This is a genomic window from Pseudomonas sp. GR 6-02, from assembly GCF_001655615.1.
Taxonomy (GTDB): Bacteria; Pseudomonadota; Gammaproteobacteria; order Pseudomonadales; family Pseudomonadaceae; genus Aquipseudomonas.
Genome location: NZ_CP011567.1, coordinates 1803064 through 1818223, shown reverse-complemented (window position 1 = coordinate 1818223; position 15160 = coordinate 1803064). Strand labels below are relative to the sequence as shown.

Annotated in this window: 13 protein-coding genes and 1 pseudogene; 3 read left to right on the top strand and 11 right to left on the bottom strand. The window is 62.3% G+C overall.

The window, feature by feature from the left end; translation table 11 throughout:
• Positions 1–95: 95 nt before the first annotated feature.
• Together PGR6_RS07930 and PGR6_RS07925 are read right to left on the bottom strand one after the other, a co-directional pair.
• The gene (locus PGR6_RS07930) at positions 96–863 is read right to left on the bottom strand and encodes a CHAD domain-containing protein (RefSeq protein WP_064616708.1); all 768 of its coding nucleotides are present in this window, start codon (positions 861–863) and stop codon (positions 96–98) included.
• A gap of 46 nt (positions 864–909) precedes the next feature.
• Positions 910–1188 carry a hypothetical protein gene (locus tag PGR6_RS07925; RefSeq protein ID WP_064616706.1) on the bottom strand — a complete coding sequence of 93 codons (279 nt, stop codon included), beginning with the start codon at positions 1186–1188 and terminating at the stop codon, positions 910–912.
• 219 nt (positions 1189–1407) lie between these two features.
• On the opposite strand from PGR6_RS07925, the gene PGR6_RS07920 reads away from it, so the two are divergent.
• Entirely contained in the window at positions 1408–2457 is a 1050-nt protein-coding gene (locus PGR6_RS07920) for a patatin-like phospholipase family protein (protein ID WP_018929812.1), read from the top strand.
• Positions 2458–2506: 49 nt separating this feature from the next.
• On the opposite strand, the gene PGR6_RS07915 is transcribed toward PGR6_RS07920, so the two are convergent.
• The 6 genes from PGR6_RS07915 to kdpF form a co-directional block, all read right to left on the bottom strand.
• Positions 2507–3205, bottom strand: coding sequence for a response regulator (locus PGR6_RS07915; protein ID WP_064616704.1), 699 nt, complete (start codon positions 3203–3205; stop codon positions 2507–2509).
• Between the two features lie 48 nt (positions 3206–3253).
• On the bottom strand, positions 3254–5905 hold the full coding sequence (locus PGR6_RS07910) for a sensor histidine kinase (RefSeq protein ID WP_064616702.1): 2652 nt from the start codon (positions 5903–5905) through the stop codon (positions 3254–3256).
• Between the two features lie 161 nt (positions 5906–6066).
• On the bottom strand, positions 6067–6612 hold the full coding sequence (gene kdpC / locus PGR6_RS07905; RefSeq protein WP_064616700.1) for a potassium-transporting ATPase subunit KdpC: 546 nt from the start codon (positions 6610–6612) through the stop codon (positions 6067–6069).
• Positions 6613–6822: 210 nt separating this feature from the next.
• Positions 6823–8880 carry a potassium-transporting ATPase subunit KdpB gene (gene kdpB, locus PGR6_RS07900; RefSeq protein ID WP_064616698.1) on the bottom strand — a complete coding sequence of 686 codons (2058 nt, stop codon included), beginning with the start codon at positions 8878–8880 and terminating at the stop codon, positions 6823–6825.
• 10 nt (positions 8881–8890) lie between these two features.
• A complete protein-coding gene (gene kdpA, locus PGR6_RS07895) occupies positions 8891–10585 on the bottom strand; it encodes a potassium-transporting ATPase subunit KdpA (RefSeq protein ID WP_018929817.1) in 1695 nt (564 codons plus the stop codon).
• Between the two features lie 8 nt (positions 10586–10593).
• On the bottom strand, positions 10594–10683 hold the full coding sequence (gene kdpF / locus PGR6_RS07890; RefSeq protein WP_007899818.1) for a K(+)-transporting ATPase subunit F: 90 nt from the start codon (positions 10681–10683) through the stop codon (positions 10594–10596).
• A gap of 306 nt (positions 10684–10989) precedes the next feature.
• Between kdpF and PGR6_RS07885 the strand changes: the two are divergent.
• Together PGR6_RS07885 and PGR6_RS07880 are read left to right on the top strand one after the other, a co-directional pair.
• Positions 10990–11933: pseudogene (locus PGR6_RS07885) on the top strand (amino acid permease); the annotation flags it as partial.
• Positions 11934–12061: 128 nt separating this feature from the next.
• Positions 12062–12229 (top strand): DUF2897 family protein, encoded by a 168-nt coding sequence (locus tag PGR6_RS07880; protein WP_008006000.1) that lies wholly within the window; start codon positions 12062–12064, stop codon positions 12227–12229.
• 45 nt (positions 12230–12274) lie between these two features.
• On the opposite strand, the gene PGR6_RS07875 is transcribed toward PGR6_RS07880, so the two are convergent.
• The 3 genes from PGR6_RS07875 to fabF all read right to left on the bottom strand — a co-directional run bounded on the left by PGR6_RS07875 (position 12275) and on the right by fabF (position 15149).
• Entirely contained in the window at positions 12275–13126 is an 852-nt protein-coding gene (locus PGR6_RS07875) for an urea carboxylase-associated family protein (protein WP_064616696.1), read from the bottom strand.
• 16 nt (positions 13127–13142) lie between these two features.
• Positions 13143–13796: a GntR family transcriptional regulator gene (locus PGR6_RS07870; protein ID WP_064616694.1), complete on the bottom strand. Its 654-nt coding sequence runs from the start codon at positions 13794–13796 to the stop codon at positions 13143–13145.
• Positions 13797–13874: 78 nt separating this feature from the next.
• On the bottom strand, positions 13875–15149 hold the full coding sequence (gene fabF / locus PGR6_RS07865; RefSeq protein WP_064616692.1) for a beta-ketoacyl-ACP synthase II: 1275 nt from the start codon (positions 15147–15149) through the stop codon (positions 13875–13877).
• Positions 15150–15160: the final 11 nt, after the last annotated feature.

The window sequence follows — 15160 nt, the reverse complement described above, 5'->3', positions numbered from 1 at the left end:
ACCAGCCCGCAAGGCCGGCACAGCGCTTATTCCGGCCAAAATTACTGACAGATGGGCCGTGCTCGGCTGGAACCCACATTGGATTCGTGATGGTTTCAGGATTTGAAGCAGGCTCGGCTGAGTTTGTCGAGAACACGGTCGGCGCGCTCTTCGGCCTGGGCCATGGTGGTTTTCCAGACTTCGACACATGGCTGCAAATCAGGCTCTTCCTTGGCGCGGGCCAGCCATTGCCAGCTGTCGTGCCAATCCCCCAAGGCAGCCTGAGCCGACTTCAGCCTGGGCATGGCCGCTTCCGGCAAACGATCCAGTTCGGGATAAGCTTCGATGCCATAACGCGCACGCTTGATCAGCAGGCGCAGACGATGGCGGTCATGGGCGGGATCGTGCAGGGCCTGGTCGAGTTTCTTCCATTGTTTGGCCAGGCGTTTTTCGATGCGCTGGCGCAAGCCCTTGAGCAAACCCTGGCGTTGGGAGGCCCGCAGGAACCGCGGAAAGGCGTCGAGGATCATCAACAACTGGGTCAGCTCCGGGCTCATCGCCACGGCGGGATAAGCCTCAGCCATCCGCGCCATGCGCCGGTGCGCGGCCTCGGGTTGATTGTGCTGGAGCAAGTACGCTGCCAGCACTTCACGATCACGCAACGGTGTGGTCAGTTGGCCGACCCGGGACGACGCTGCTTCCAGTTGTTCTACCCCGGGCAAACCGCGCAAGGGTCGCAGCAGGCTGCGCAATCTGCGCACGGTGGTGCGCAGATCGTGCAGCGCTTCGGGATCGGTGCGGGCACTCAAGCGAGCCTGACAGGCCAGCAAACGGACTTCCAGGCCCAATACTTGAGCCACCAACCGATCAACCACGGCAGACATCGCGTACTCCCTGAATCGAATTACCCTGAGTACGCTCCATCATGCCTCAACGGCCGGCGCGGGACTCACGAATGTAGAAGCGGGCCTTCTCGGCCTTCCTGGTACAACCTTCGTAAGCTTCGAATTGTTGCTGGGTCTTGGCACCGGTCAGCAACGACAGCGCCTTGGAGTAGCTGACAGTCCCGGCGAAACCCTCGGCCTTGGCCAGATCCAGTTCGTGCCAGGCAGCGTCGATCTGGCTACCGCAGCTGTCACGGTAAGCGGTTTTACCGGCACAACCGGCAAGCGCCAACGCAATCATAGGCACACAAATCCAGGCTTTCATCACTCACACCTCAAAGATAGTAGACAGTCGTGCAGGTAAGACCGCTCTGGCGCGCGAAAAGTGCCTTGGACCCGCAGTGGAAACTATAGCGCTCGCGAGGATACCGACTCGCCTTCGTTGAGTGTCAAAAAACGACGCCAGCTCCCGTCGAACGACCATAGCGATTGAAGCGAGCCCCTCGTTGGGTGCATTGTTGAACCTTGTCAAAGAGGTCGATTCATGAAAAAGCGTGTCGCACTGGTGTTGGGCTCGGGCGGTGCCCGGGGCTACGCCCATATCGGCGTCATTGAAGAGATCGAACGGCGTGGCTACGACATTGCCTGCATCGCCGGTTGCTCCATGGGCGCGGTGGTCGGCGGGATCTATGCCGCCGGCAAACTCGATGATTATCGCGACTGGATCGAGAGCCTGGATTACCTCGACGTGTTGCGTCTGGTGGATGTCAGCTTCCGCCTGGGCGCGATTCGCGGGGAGAAGGTCTTCGGGCAGATCCGCAAGATCGTCGGCGAGATCAATATCGAAGACCTGCGCATCCCCTACACAGCCGTGGCCACGGACCTCACAAACCAGCAGGAAATCTGGTTCCAGGAAGGTTGTCTGCACCAGGCCATGCGTGCGTCGGCGGCGATCCCCAGCCTGTTCACCCCCGTGATGCAGGGCAATCGAATGCTGGTGGACGGCGGCATCCTCAACCCGTTGCCGATCGTGCCGGTGGTGTCGAGCCATTGCGACCTGATCATCGCGGTCAACCTCAACTCCACCAACCAGCGTCACTATCAACTGCCGGTGATCCAGCGCCCGGCGGCATTCAAGACTCGCTTCGACAGCCTGATCAGCTCGCTGGGCTCGAAATTGCCTTTCCGCCGCAAACAGGCGGAGCAATTGCTGCTTCTCGAAAAGGAAGCGCTGATGGCAGAAGCGGCCGAGATCAACCCGTGGATCGAATCCGCCCAGCCCGAAGCCCAGCAACCGGCGGCGGCCCCGGAAAGCGACGGCGCACCGAAATCCGCCACCGGGTCGTTCATCATCGACAACGTCGGGCCGGCGTCTTTGCTGGACCTGATCAACCAGAGTTTCGAGGTGATGCAGACCTCATTGGCGCAGTACAAGATTGCTGGGTATCCACCGGATATCCTGATCAACGTGCCCAAGCGGGTGTGCCGTTTTTTCGAGTTCTACAAGGCGCCGGAGTTGATCGCGCTGGGGCGGGAGATTGCCCGGGATACGCTGGATCGGTATGAGAGTGAGCGCAATGAAGATTGGCGGTAAAGCGTACTGACGATCGTTCCCACGCAGATCGTGGGAGCGATAAACAGAACTAAAGGCTGACTTCACTCAACAACCGATACCCCACCCCCGCCTCGGTGACAATGAACCGCGGCTGAGTCGGATCATCCGCCAGTTTCTGCCGCAAATGCCCGACTACGATCCGCAGATAGTGGCTGTCCTCGGTGTGGGTCGGGCCCCAGATGTCCTTGAGCAATTGCTGCTGGGTGATCACCCGCCCCGGATGCCGCGCCAGTTGCGCCAGCACCGCATACTCCTTGCGCGTCAGCGCCACTTCGGCGCCGTCCAATAGCACCCGGCGATAAGCCAGGTCGACAGTGAGCGGACCGAAATTGAGCGCCGCTTCCTGGGCCTCACCCGTTGGCGCCTGACGCAGCAAGGCGCGCACCCTGGCGAGAAACTCCTGGATGCCGAACGGCTTGGTCACGTAGTCGTTGGCGCCGCCATCCAGCGCCTGGACTTTCTGCCCTTCACTCGCGCGCACCGAGAGCACCAGTACCGGCACCGTCGACCACTCGCGAAACTCGCGCAATACCTGCTGGCCGTCCATGTCCGGCAGGCCGAGGTCGAGCACCAGCAGGTCGGGTTTGTTCAATGCGGCCTGGGCCAGGCCTTCCGTGCCGGTGCCGGCCTCCAGCACTTTGTAGCCTTGGGAGGCGAGGCTGATGCGCAGGAATTTACGGATCTGCGGTTCGTCGTCAATGACCAAAATGGTCGCGGTCTGGCTCATGAATTCACATCAACACAAAGAGGTGGCAAGAGAGTAGCGCAGGCGGGATCAGGCTTCACTGTCCAATCCCGGCTGAGTCTGCAACGGCAAGTGCAGCGTGATGCAGGTGCCGCGCCCTTCGATGCCGTCGGCGACGCTGATCCGCCCGCCATGGGCACCGACCATACCCTGACAGATCGCCAGCCCCAACCCCGTACCCTGCCCGCCGCGATCGCCACGAGCAGCGGTGTAGAACATGTCGAAAACCTTCGCCCGTTCCTCTTCCGGAATCCCCGGCCCCTCATCGCTCACCGAAAAAAACAGCTCGCTGTCAGTGGCGCCGGCGCGCAATTCAAGACGTCCGTGGGGCGGTGAGAAACGCGCGGCGTTTTCCAGCACATTGACCAGTGCTTGCTCGATCAACGCGGCATGCACATAGAGCAGCGGCAGTTCGGCCGGCACTTCGGTCACGACGTGCAACGACGCCAGCACCGCGCGCAGACGATTGAGTGCACTGCCGACGATGTCTGCCGGCGATACCCAGTCCCGCGCCAGCTTCAGGGCGCCGTGACCGAGGCGAGTCATGTCCAGCAGGTTTTGGATGTAGCGATCCAGCCGTTCGGCTTCATCGCGGGTGCCTTCGAGCAGTTCGCGACGGTCCGCAAGCGGAATCGCCTCGCCCAGCGCCAACAGGCTATCGATGCTGCCGCGCATGGAGGTCAACGGCGTGCGCAAATCGTGGGACACCGACGCCAGCAGCGCGCTGCGCAACTGTTCGGTTTCGCCATGCAAGCGCGCGGCCTCAAGGTCATCGGCCAGTTGCGCCCGGGCCAACGCCTGGGCCAACGGTTGGCTCAGCGCGGTCAGCAAGCGCCGACGCTGGCCACTCAGGGTCTGGCCTTCTTTGGCACACACGCCGAGCAATGCCAGCGGCCCGTCGTCCACCGACAATGGCCACCACCACCAACGTCCGAACGGTAAGGTGCCGGTGCCCGCGCCCGCCGGTTGATCGTGTTGCCAGGCCCAATCGGCGGCGGCGCGCTCGGCCTCGGAAAACTCCAGCGGCCCACCGGTTTCGACTTTCCAGCCGCTCTGGCCATCGCGATTGAGCAGGCACAGTTTCAGGTCGCTCCAGCCGTTGAGATGCTGGGCCGCAGCGCTGACCACGGCCTGACGGTCGGTGGCGGCGGTGAGTTTGCGCGACAGGTCGAGCAGTTCGCTGGTCTCTTCCTGAGTATCGCGCAAGGCTTCCAGTTGCCGCCGTTGCCGCGCTGCAAGGTTACCGGTCAGTGCCGCCATCAACAGGAAGAACAGCAAGGTCAGCACGTCTTCTTCGCGCTGGATGGCAAATGAGAATTTCGGTGGAATGAACAGAAAGTCATAAGTCAGAAACGACAGCGCCGCACAGGCCAGCGCCGGGCCAAGACTGCTGCGCACCGCCACCAGCAACACCGCCGCAAGGAACACCAACGAAATGTTGGGCAGCGGCAAGACGCTCGACACCGCCCAGGCCAGGGCACTGGCGAGCACCGTCGCCACCAGCGCCAAGGCGTAATCGAACCACACCAGCGACTGCACCGAACGCTGACGTGGCTGATGCTGTTCGTGATCGCTGTCGAGCACGTTGATTTCCAGCCCGCGAGCATCGCGCAGCAAGCGCGACGCCAGACCGCCGCCGAACAACCGTCGACGCAAACGCTGGCGTGACTGGCCCACCAGCACCAGGCTGGCACGACGTTCGGCGGCGTGCTGGATCAGGGTTTTCGCCACCTCACCGGCGCGCAGCAACACCACTTCGCCACCGAGGCGTTCGGCCAGTTGCTGGGCACTTTGCAGGCGCAGGCGCGACTGTTCGTCACGCACCCGGCCGTTGTCCACATGCACCAGGCTCCATGGCAGATGCCGCCGCTGGGCGACGCGACTGGCGTGACGCACCAGACGCTCGGCCTGCGCATCGCCATCGACGCCCACCAGCAAGCGACCACGCACCGCTGGCGCCGCTTGCCCCAACTGGCGATACCCCTGCGCCAGATCGTTATCGACCTGAGCGGCGGCGGTTTGCATCGCCAGTTCGCGCAGGGCGGTGAGGTTGGTCTGGGTGAAGAACGCATCGATGGCCGCCCGCGCCTGCTCCGGCACGTAGACTTTGCCGTCGCGCAGACGCTCCAGCAACTCGCGCGGCGGCAGGTCGATCAGCAGCAGTTCGTAGGCTTCTTGCAACACCCAGTCCGGCAGGGTTTCACGCACCTGTACGCCGGTGATGCCGCGCACCTGGTCGTTGAGGCTTTCCAGATGCTGGACGTTGACCGTGGTGAACACGTCGATGCCGGCAGCCAGCAATTCCTGGATGTCTTGCCAGCGTTTGGTGTGACGGCTGCCGGGGGCATTGGTGTGGGCCAGTTCGTCGACCAGCACCAGTTTCGGTTTGGCGGCGAGCAAGCCATCGAGGTCCATTTCTTCGAGCATCACGCCACGGTATTCCGAGCGCACCAACGGCTGCTGCGGTAAACCGGCGAGGAGTGCTTCGGTTTCGGCGCGGCCATGGGTTTCGACCACCCCGGCCAGGACTTTCACGCCCTGGCGCAGTTGAGTGTGGGCGGCCTGGAGCATGGCGTAGGTCTTGCCGACCCCCGGAGCGGCGCCCAGGAACACCTTGAGCCGGCCGCGGCCATCGCGGGGCAGGTCTGCTAACAGCGCGTCGGCGCGGCCGGAGTCACTCATCTGTCATTGCCTTGTTCACTTTGTTGATCGTTCCCACGCTCTGCGTGGGAATGCAGCCAGGGACGCTCCGCGTCCCAGTCGAAGCGGACGCAGAGCGTCCATAGATACATTCCCACGCAGAGCGAGGGAACGATCCTTCCAACCTTCCAACCTTCCAACCTTTACAACTTTTCCAGCGCCGCATTCAACTCAAACACATTCACCACCGGCGGCCCCACCAACGGCCGCTCGATGTGCGCATCCAGCAGTTGTTCAAGCGTAGACACCGGCAGATTGCGCGCTGCCGCGACACGCGCCAGTTGATAGGTAATCGACTCTGGTGGCAAGTGCGGATCGAGGCCGCTGCCGGAGGTGGTCAGCATGGCCAACGGCACCGGTCCCTGCCCGGCCACCTGCAGCTTATTGGCCTCCTCGATCACCCGAGTGGCCAGCGCCGGATTACTCGGCGAAAGGTTGCTGGCGCTGCTCGACACAGTGGCAAAGGCACCGGCCGATGGCCGTGGGTGGAACCAGGCGTCGCCGACAAAATCCTGGGCAATCAGCGACGAGCCACGGACCTTGCCGTCGGCGTCGCGCACCAGGCTGCCATTGGCCTGGTCCGGGAAGGCAACCTGGGCAACGCCGGTCACCACCAAGGGGTAAGCGACGCCGGTGATCAGGGTCATCAGCACCAGCAGGCTCAGGGCCGGACGTATCAGTGTGGACATTTCAAAATCCTCGATTCGAAGAATACTCATCACTTAGAAGGCACACACATCACCTGTGGCGAGGGAGCTTGCTCCCGCTCGGCTGCGCAGCAGTCGTAAACCCGGTGAATGCGGTGCCCTGAATCAACATTGGGCCTGAGGTGGGGCCGCTTCGCAGCCCAGCGGGAGCACGCTCCCTCGCCACAAAAGCCCCTGCCTCAAGAGCAGCCGCTAAACCAGATGCAACGCCGTCAACAGCATGTCGATCGCCTTGATGCCCACGAACGGCACCAGAATCCCGCCCAGTCCATAGATCAGCAGATTGCGTCGCAACAACGCCGCCGCACTCGCCGCCTGCACCCGCACACCGCGCAGCGCCAGTGGAATCAGCACCACAATGATCAGGGCGTTGAACACGATCGCCGACAGAATCGCGCTCTGCGGACTGCTCAGGTGCATGACGTTGAGCACACCCAATTGCGGGTAGATGGAGGCGAACAGCGCCGGCAGGATCGCGAAGTATTTGGCCACGTCGTTGGCGATGGAAAAGGTGGTCAGCGCACCACGGGTCACCAGCAATTCCTTGCCGATCTGCACCACGTCCAACAGCTTGGTTGGGTCGCTGTCGAGGTCGACCATGTTCGCCGCCTCCCGCGCCGCCTGCGTGCCATCGTTCATCGCCATGCCCACGTCCGCCTGAGCCAGGGCCGGGGCGTCGTTGGCGCCGTCGCCGCACATGGCAACCAGCCGACCGTCGTTCTGCTCATGGCGAATGCGCGCCAGTTTCTTCTCCGGCGTGGCTTCGGCCAGTACGTCATCCACGCCCGCTTCGGCAGCAATCGCGGCGGCGGTCAGCGGGTTGTCGCCGGTAACCATGACCGTGCGAATCCCCAGCTTGCGCAGTTCGGCGAAACGCTCGCGGATGCCGGGTTTGACCACGTCCTTCAGATGAATCACACCGAGCAATTTGCCGTCGGCGCACACCAGTAGAGGCGTACCACCGCTCTGGGCGATCTTGTCGATTTCCCGGGACAGGGCGGGAGCCAGATCAGCGCGTTTCAGACCGACGAAATTCAGCAGCGAATCCACCGCGCCCTTGCGATAGACCCGGCCCTGATAGTCGACACCGGACAGGCGGGTTTCAGCGCTGAACGGCACGGCGGTCAGTACTGCGGGGGACGGTTCGGGGTGCGAGTGAAGACCGCGCAGGTACTCGACGATGGATTTACCTTCAGCGGTGTCATCGGCCAGAGAGGCGAACAACGCGCCTTCGGCCAGTTCCTTGGCGCTGACGCCTGGTGCGGCATAAACCGCGCTGCAGCGACGGTTGCCGAAGGTGATGGTGCCGGTCTTGTCCAGCAGCAGGACGTGCACGTCCCCCGCCGCTTCCACGGCGCGACCGGATTTGGCGATCACGTTCAGGCGCACCAGACGGTCCATCCCGGCGATACCGATGGCCGACAGCAAGCCACCAATGGTGGTCGGAATCAGCGTGACCAACAACGCCACCAGGAACACCAGCGGCAGGTTACCGTTGGCGAAGTGGGCGAACGGTTGCAGGGTCACCACCACCAACAGGAAGATCAGGGTCAGGCCGATCAGCAGGATATCCAGCGCGACTTCGTTCGGGGTTTTCTGGCGTTTGGCGCCCTCGACCAGCGCGATCATGCGGTCGAGGGTCGACTCGCCGGGGTTGGCGGTGATGCGCACCAGCAGCCAGTCCGACACCAGTCGAGTGTTGCCGGTGACGGCCGAACGGTCGCCGCCGGACTCGCGAATCACGGGCGCCGATTCACCGGTAATCGCCGCTTCGTTGACCGCCGCGATGCCTTCGATCACCTCGCCGTCGCCGGGAATCATCTCCCCCGCTTCGACGCGCACCACGTCGCCCTTACGCAGGCTACTGGCGGGCACTACCTGAAAGCTGCCATTGGCGCTTTTGCGCCGGGCGCTCAAGCCAACGCTGCCGGCCTTGAGACTGTCGGCGCGGGCCTTGCCGCGACCTTCGGCCAACGCTTCGGCGAAGTTGGCGAACAGTACGGTGAACCACTGCCACAACGCGATTTGCGCGGCAACGAAGGTCGGCACGGCGCTGTCGGGAATGAAACACAGCACGGTGGTGAGGATGGCGGTCAGTTCCACCACCAGCATCACCGGCGCACGCTGCAATTGCCGTGGGTCGAGCTTGACGAACGCTTGCACCAGCGCCGGGCGCCAGAGGGCCGAGATCGCAGTTTTCGGTTGTTCCGGCGCTTTGGCGGCGACGGTTTTGGTAACGGGCATATTCATCATTAGATCCTCAGAAGCCCATGCTCAAGTGTTCAGCAATCGGACCCAGCGCCAGTGTCGGCAAGAAGGTCAAACCACCCACCAGCAAAATGGTCACGGTCAGCAAGGTCACGAACAGCGGGCCATGGGTGGGGAAGCTGTTCTGGCCAATCGGCGCGGTTTTCTTCATCGCCAGGCTGCCGGCCAGGGCCAGCACCGGAAGGATGTAACCGAAGCGCCCGATCAACATGCCCAGCCCCAGCATCAGGTTGTGGAACGCAGTGTTGGCACCGAAGCCGCCGAAGGCAGAGCCGTTGTTGGCACTGGCCGAGGTGTAGGCGTAAAGCAACTGACTGAAACCATGAGCACCGGGGTTGCTCACCGCCGCCACCGGGCCTGGCAGGCTGGCGGCAATCGCGCCGAGCACCAGCACGCCCACCGGCATCACCAGCAAGGTCACCACCAGCAGCTGAACTTCCCGGGCTTGCAGTTTCTTGCCGAGGTATTCCGGCGTACGGCCGATCATCAGGCCGGCGAGGAACACCGCGATCAATACGTTGAGCAACATGCCGTAGAGCCCGGCACCGACGCCGCCGAAGATCACTTCGCCGACCATCATGTTGACCATCGCGACCATGCCACTCAGCGGGTTGAGGCTGTCGTGCATGCCGTTGACCGAACCGTTGGACGCTGCGGTAGTGGTCACCGACCACAGCACGGTGGCGGTGGTGCCGAAACGCGCTTCCTTGCCTTCCAGCGGCGCGGTCTGTTCGACGGCGACGTTGGCCAGGGTCGGATTGGGTTGGTATTCAGCCCACAGCGAAGTCGCGCCGCCGATCAAAAACAGCGCCAGCATGCAGGCGATAATCGCGCGGCTCTGACGCAGGTCTTTCACGTAATGGCCGAAGGTGAACACCAGCGCCACCGGGATCAGAATGATCGAGGCGACTTCGAACAGGTTGCTCCACGCCGTCGGGTTCTCGAACGGATGCGCCGAGTTGACGCCGAAGAAGCCACCGCCGTTAGTGCCCAGTTGTTTGATCGCAATCTGGCTGGCGGCCGGGCCGAGCGGGATCACCTGATCGACGCCCTGCATCGTCACGGCATTCACATATTGCGCGAAGGTTTGCGGCACACCCTGCCACACCAGATACAGCGCCAGCAGCAAGCACAGAGGCAGCAGGCCGTAGAGGGTGGCGCGGGTCATGTCGACCCAGAAGTTGCCCAAGGTCTTGGTCGACTTGCGACCGATGCCGCGACACAGTGCAACCAGAACCGCCAGGCCGGTGGCGGCGCTGACGAAGTTCTGCACGGTGAGACCAACCATCTGGCTCAAGTAGCTCAGGGATGCTTCGCCACTGTAGGACTGCCAGTTGGTATTGGTCATGAAGCTGACAGCGGTATTGAACGCCAGCGTCCACTCCTGGCCCGGCAGGTTTTGCGGGTTCAGTGGCAAGTGATCCTGGAACATCAGGATCGCGAACAACAGCAAAAAGCCCGCGAGGTTGAAGGCGAGCAAGGCCAGGGTGTATTTCTGCCAACTCTGTTCGGCCTGCGGATCGACACCGGCCACCCGATAGCAGCCACGCTCCACCGGGCCGAGAATCGGCGAAAGCCAGGTACGCTGCCCTTCCATCACCTTGTAGTAGAAGCGCCCCAGAAACGGTGCCGGAATCAGCACCACGGCGAAGAAGGCGAGGATCAGCCAATAGTCATAACTGTGCATAGCCGCTCCTAGTTCCGGTCCGCGCGCAACAGCGCAACCAACAGATAAATGAACAGCCCCACTGCCAATAGCAGTGACACTCCGTCCAGAACGCTCATGGAAGTTCTCCGTGTTACGGCGTATTGCCGCGTGTGGAGTGATTGTCGGCAGGGAGGCTGTAAAGGCGCGAGATCGAGGGGTGCGGCGGGGCATAAAGAATGTGTAAAGAGTAACGCTGTTCACTTAAGCGCGATTCTTCAGTCATGCCTACCTTTGTGGCGAGCGAGCTTGCTCGCGTTGGGCTGCGCAGCGGCCCCAAAAACCTGATAACAATCGCCGATTTTTGTGAGCGCTACGCATTCAAGCGGGAGCAAGCTCCCTCGCCACGGGTTACTCACTGACTCAAGACTCTTAGGTGAATAGCATTCATCTTCAGTTTCACCGAGCTGACCACCCCGATTCCCCATGCCGGCGGTCCCTTTGCCTACAGCCGCCGTGCCTTTGGCGAGAAAGGTGGGTTGATTGCCGGGTTGGCGACGCTGATCGAATTCGTCTTCGCGCCACCGACGATTGCCTTGGCGATCGGCGCCTATCTGAACGTGCAGTTTCCCGCCCTGGACCCGAAACACGCAGCGGTCGGGGCGTACATCGTGTTCATGGGCGTGGTCGCCCCGGCCTTCAGTTTCAGCAACTTCGCCCTCAACGGCTGGGCCGGCTGGCGATGGGCGTGATGTTCTTTGCCGGGGGTGTCGGCGACTGGCGCACCCTGTCGAACATCAACGATCCGCTGCCGCAAGCGATGAAAGCCGTGGTTGGCGAAAGCTCCAGCTGGTTGCACATGCTGGTGTGGATCGGCCTGTTCGGCCTGGTGGCGAGTTTCCACGGGATCATCCTCGGCTACTCGCGGCAGTTCTTCGCCCTCGCCCGGGCCGGTTACTTGCCGGCATCGCTGGCCAAACTGTCGCGTTTCCAGCCCCCGCACCGGGCAATCATCGCCGGTGGCGTGATCGGCATCGCGGCGATCTACAGTGACGGCTTGATCAACCTCGGCGGCATGACGCTGACGGCGGCAATGATCACCATGGCGGTATTCGGTGCGATCGTGATGTACATCATGAGCATGCTCAGCCTGTTCAAACTGCGCAAAACCGAACCGAACCTGGAACGCACTTTCCGCGCGCCTTGCTACCCGTTGCTGCCATTCATTGCGCTGGTGTTGGCGGTGGTTTGCCTGGTGGCGATGGCCTGGTTCAACACCTTGATCGGCTTGATCTTCCTCGGCTTCATGGCAGTGGGTTTCGTGTACTTCATGCTGACCGCGCAACTGCGTGCCGATGCGCCGGCGGATGCGATGTTGACCGGGCTCTAAACAGCCGCAGTGCTGCTGTCGGATCAGGCATAGAATGGAACCACTGCGAAATTCCATCGCTCAAAAGTGGTATGCAGGATCGGTTGGCAAAACCCTTGTCCACCGGTCTGCCCTTAAGGAGAACTCCTATGCCCTGGTATGCCTGGTTGATTCTGATCGTTGCCATCGGCTCGATCGTTGGCGGTTTGATGATGCTGCGTGACACCGCCAACAAGGTCGAATTGACTGAAGAGCAACGTAAGCGCGTCGCCGAACGCAACGCGGAAGCGGATGCCAAGGATGCGCAGGACCGCTGACCGAAATTGTGGTGAGGGGGCAAGCCCCCTCGCCACAAAAACCCTTCACTTTTCCCAAGCCGCCTTGGCAATGTGCAAGCCATGCAATCCCTTGTAAGCCGCACGCTCCGGCTGGCTCCAGCCTTCAAGCAACGAATCCTCCAACCGGTAAATTTCTACTCCCAGCGGGCGACAGACGCTCAACGGATCCTGCGCATCCGGCCCCCACATGGCCAGCGACAGATCGCCACCCGGGCAGGTCGATAGCGCACACAAAAGATCAATCTCGGCAAAGAACTCCAGATAGTCGCCCTTCTGCGCCGGACAGGCTTTCATGAAATACAGGTCGTCGTGGTTCAGGCCGGTGCACTGGAAAATGTTCAACACGTCATGCACATCGAACTCGGTCAGGCCATGGGGCAATACGGCGCGAGTCAGGTTGGAGTGGCAGTGATGATGGAAGTCTTCGCCGGTAAGCATTTTGTTCACGTAAGGATCGCAGCGCGTTCCCAGCAAATCGTGCAAACGCCCGCCGTGTTCGTCGATGCCATAACCGGCCAGGCTGTCGTCGGTAATGGTCACCAGCGGCCGTAAAAATGGCAGGTTCGACCAGAGCCGGTCATGGGTGCTGACATGGGCGCCCTGCAACTGCCGGGTCCGCGCCGCCCACAAGCGCTCGCGCGGATCGTGGGCATTCCAGACGTTGAAATCCCCGACTTGCGGGCCGACCGGGGTCGTGACTCTGAACACATGCCCGGCCGGCACATTCCAGGCGCGACCGGTGCGGATCGGCACTTCGAACTGCTCGATCAGCGTGCGCCCCTCTTTCTGGTCGCGGATCCGTTCATAGAAGGCTGTGTCCACCTGCAAGGCCGAGCCTTTGCTGACTTGATAGGCCGCCGGATAGTCTTTGTACATGGCACAAAATCCTCGATCAGTGATGGGAAGAAGGGGCAAGCATCTGCAACAGGAGGTGTTCGGAATCGTCGAGATAACGGCTCATGGCGTCCGCAGCCGCGCGTTTGTCGCCGTCGGCCAGCAACCCATGTATCTGCCGGTCACGCGCCAGCCAGGGCGCCTGAAAACGTGATTCATCGGGAGCGGTGCAAAACACCAGGCGCAGTTGCGCGACAACGTTGGTGAAGAACTCATCGAACAACGGACTGCGCAGCAATCCGACGATGTGTTGATGAAAGGCCAGGCTGTGGGTGCCGACGGCGCGCCAGTCCTCACGCTCCCGGGCCAGTTCTGTGGCCTCCAGGGCTTCGAGCATCCGGTCGGACTGATACTCACGCAATGGCTGGCTGGCGCTGATGGCTTGCAGCTCCAGGGTGCGCCGAACCTTGAACAGATCGCGCACATCATCGACACCCAGCCTGCGCACCATCACGCCCTTGTTGCGGACATAGCGGGTCAGCCCTTCCTGCCCCAGACGGTGCAACGCCTCGCGAATGGTGTTGCGCGAGGCGTTGTAGGCCGACACCAGATCGTTTTCCACCAGCGCCATGCCGGGCAGCAAACGACCGCCGATGATGTCAGCGCGCAATTCCAATGTGATGTGGTCGGCCAGGGACAGTCCGCTGCTCATACTCAACGCCTCGTGATTGTTCAACAATCGTCTGCGAATGAGTAATCACTATTCGTGCCATCACCTGCCTGTCGTGAACTAATCCTCCCAGTATTTGAACAATACGCTGGCGTTCACACCGCCGAATCCGAAACCGTTGGACATCGCGTAGTCGATGTTCATTGGTCGCGCCTGACCGTGGACGATGTCCACGCCTTCGGTGGCCGGATCCGGGTTATCGAAGTTGAGCGTGGGCGGCACCACCTGATCTCGCAGTGCCAACAGGGTAAAGATCGCCTCGACTCCGCCTGCGGCGCCGAGCAGATGCCCGGTGGCGGACTTGGTCGACGTCACCGCGATCTTGTTGTCCGAGCCGAACAACGACTTGATGGCCGCCAGCTCTCCCAAATCGCCAACCGGTGTCGAGGTGGCGTGCGCGTTGAGATGCTGCACCTGTGCCGGCGAAATGCCCGCCTGAGCCAGCGCCAGCGACATCGCCCGACGCGCACCGCTGCCATCCTCCGGCCCCGCAGTCAGATGATAGGCATCGGCGCTGGTGCCGTAACCAACCAGCTCGGCCAATGGTTGAGCGCCGCGTGCCAAGGCATGTTCCAGGGATTCGATCACCAGCAGGCCCGAACCCTCGCCCATCACGAAGCCATCGCGCCCACTGTCGAACGGCCGCGAGGCGCGCTCCGGGGTATCGTTGTAGCCGCTGGACAGGGCCCGAGCCGCCGCAAATCCGGCGAGACTGACCCGATCGATCGCTGCTTCCGCGCCGCCACACACCGCAATGTCCGCCTCACCGCAACGAATCAGCCGCGCCGCGTCGCCAATCGCCTGGACCCCGGCCGCGCACGCTGTTACCGGAGCCCCCAAAGGCCCCTTGAAACCGTGCTGGATCGACACATGGCCCGCGGCGAGATTGACCAGAAACGAAGGAATGGTGAACGGCGATAACCGTCGCGGACCACGGCTGTCGGTGGTGCGCACCGCATCGGCAATCGCGCCGAAACCACCCACGCCCGAGCCGATAATAGTAGCCGTGCGCTCCTGGGCATTGGCGTCGAGCGCCTGCCAACCAGCCTGCTCAACTGCCTGACGCGCCGCCTCCATGGCGAACACAATGAAACGGTCCATCTTCTTCTGCTCTTTGGGCGGCGTCGCCCGATCCGGGTCAAAACCCGCCTCGGCATCTTCCGCCAGAGTCGGCACCACGCCACCGACCTTGGCCGGCAGATCGGCAACCACCTCGTCCGGCAACGCCCGCACCCCGGAGCGTCCAGCCAACATACGCGCCCAGACCGCTTCGACGCCGCTCCCCAACGGACACACCAAGCCCATGCCCGTGACCACCACCCGACGATTACTCATAGCGCAAATAC

Bases quoted from the DNA above. Each gene is read 5' to 3' on its own strand.
- PGR6_RS07930 (WP_064616708.1), bottom strand. From the start codon at position 863: ATGTCTGCCGTGGTTGATCGGTTGGTGGCTCAAGTATTGGGCCTGGAA.
- PGR6_RS07925 (WP_064616706.1), bottom strand. From the start codon at position 1,188: ATGAAAGCCTGGATTTGTGTGCCTATGATTGCGTTGGCGCTTGCCGGT.
- PGR6_RS07920 (WP_018929812.1), top strand. From the start codon at position 1,408: ATGAAAAAGCGTGTCGCACTGGTGTTGGGCTCGGGCGGTGCCCGGGGC.
- PGR6_RS07915 (WP_064616704.1), bottom strand. From the start codon at position 3,205: ATGAGCCAGACCGCGACCATTTTGGTCATTGACGACGAACCGCAGATC.
- PGR6_RS07910 (WP_064616702.1), bottom strand. From the start codon at position 5,905: ATGAGTGACTCCGGCCGCGCCGACGCGCTGTTAGCAGACCTGCCCCGC.
- kdpC (WP_064616700.1), bottom strand. From the start codon at position 6,612: ATGTCCACACTGATACGTCCGGCCCTGAGCCTGCTGGTGCTGATGACC.
- kdpB (WP_064616698.1), bottom strand. From the start codon at position 8,880: ATGAATATGCCCGTTACCAAAACCGTCGCCGCCAAAGCGCCGGAACAA.
- kdpA (WP_018929817.1), bottom strand. From the start codon at position 10,585: ATGCACAGTTATGACTATTGGCTGATCCTCGCCTTCTTCGCCGTGGTG.
- kdpF (WP_007899818.1), bottom strand. From the start codon at position 10,683: ATGAGCGTTCTGGACGGAGTGTCACTGCTATTGGCAGTGGGGCTGTTC.
- PGR6_RS07880 (WP_008006000.1), top strand. From the start codon at position 12,062: ATGCCCTGGTATGCCTGGTTGATTCTGATCGTTGCCATCGGCTCGATC.
- PGR6_RS07875 (WP_064616696.1), bottom strand. From the start codon at position 13,126: ATGTACAAAGACTATCCGGCGGCCTATCAAGTCAGCAAAGGCTCGGCC.
- PGR6_RS07870 (WP_064616694.1), bottom strand. From the start codon at position 13,796: ATGAGCAGCGGACTGTCCCTGGCCGACCACATCACATTGGAATTGCGC.
- fabF (WP_064616692.1), bottom strand. From the start codon at position 15,149: ATGAGTAATCGTCGGGTGGTGGTCACGGGCATGGGCTTGGTGTGTCCG.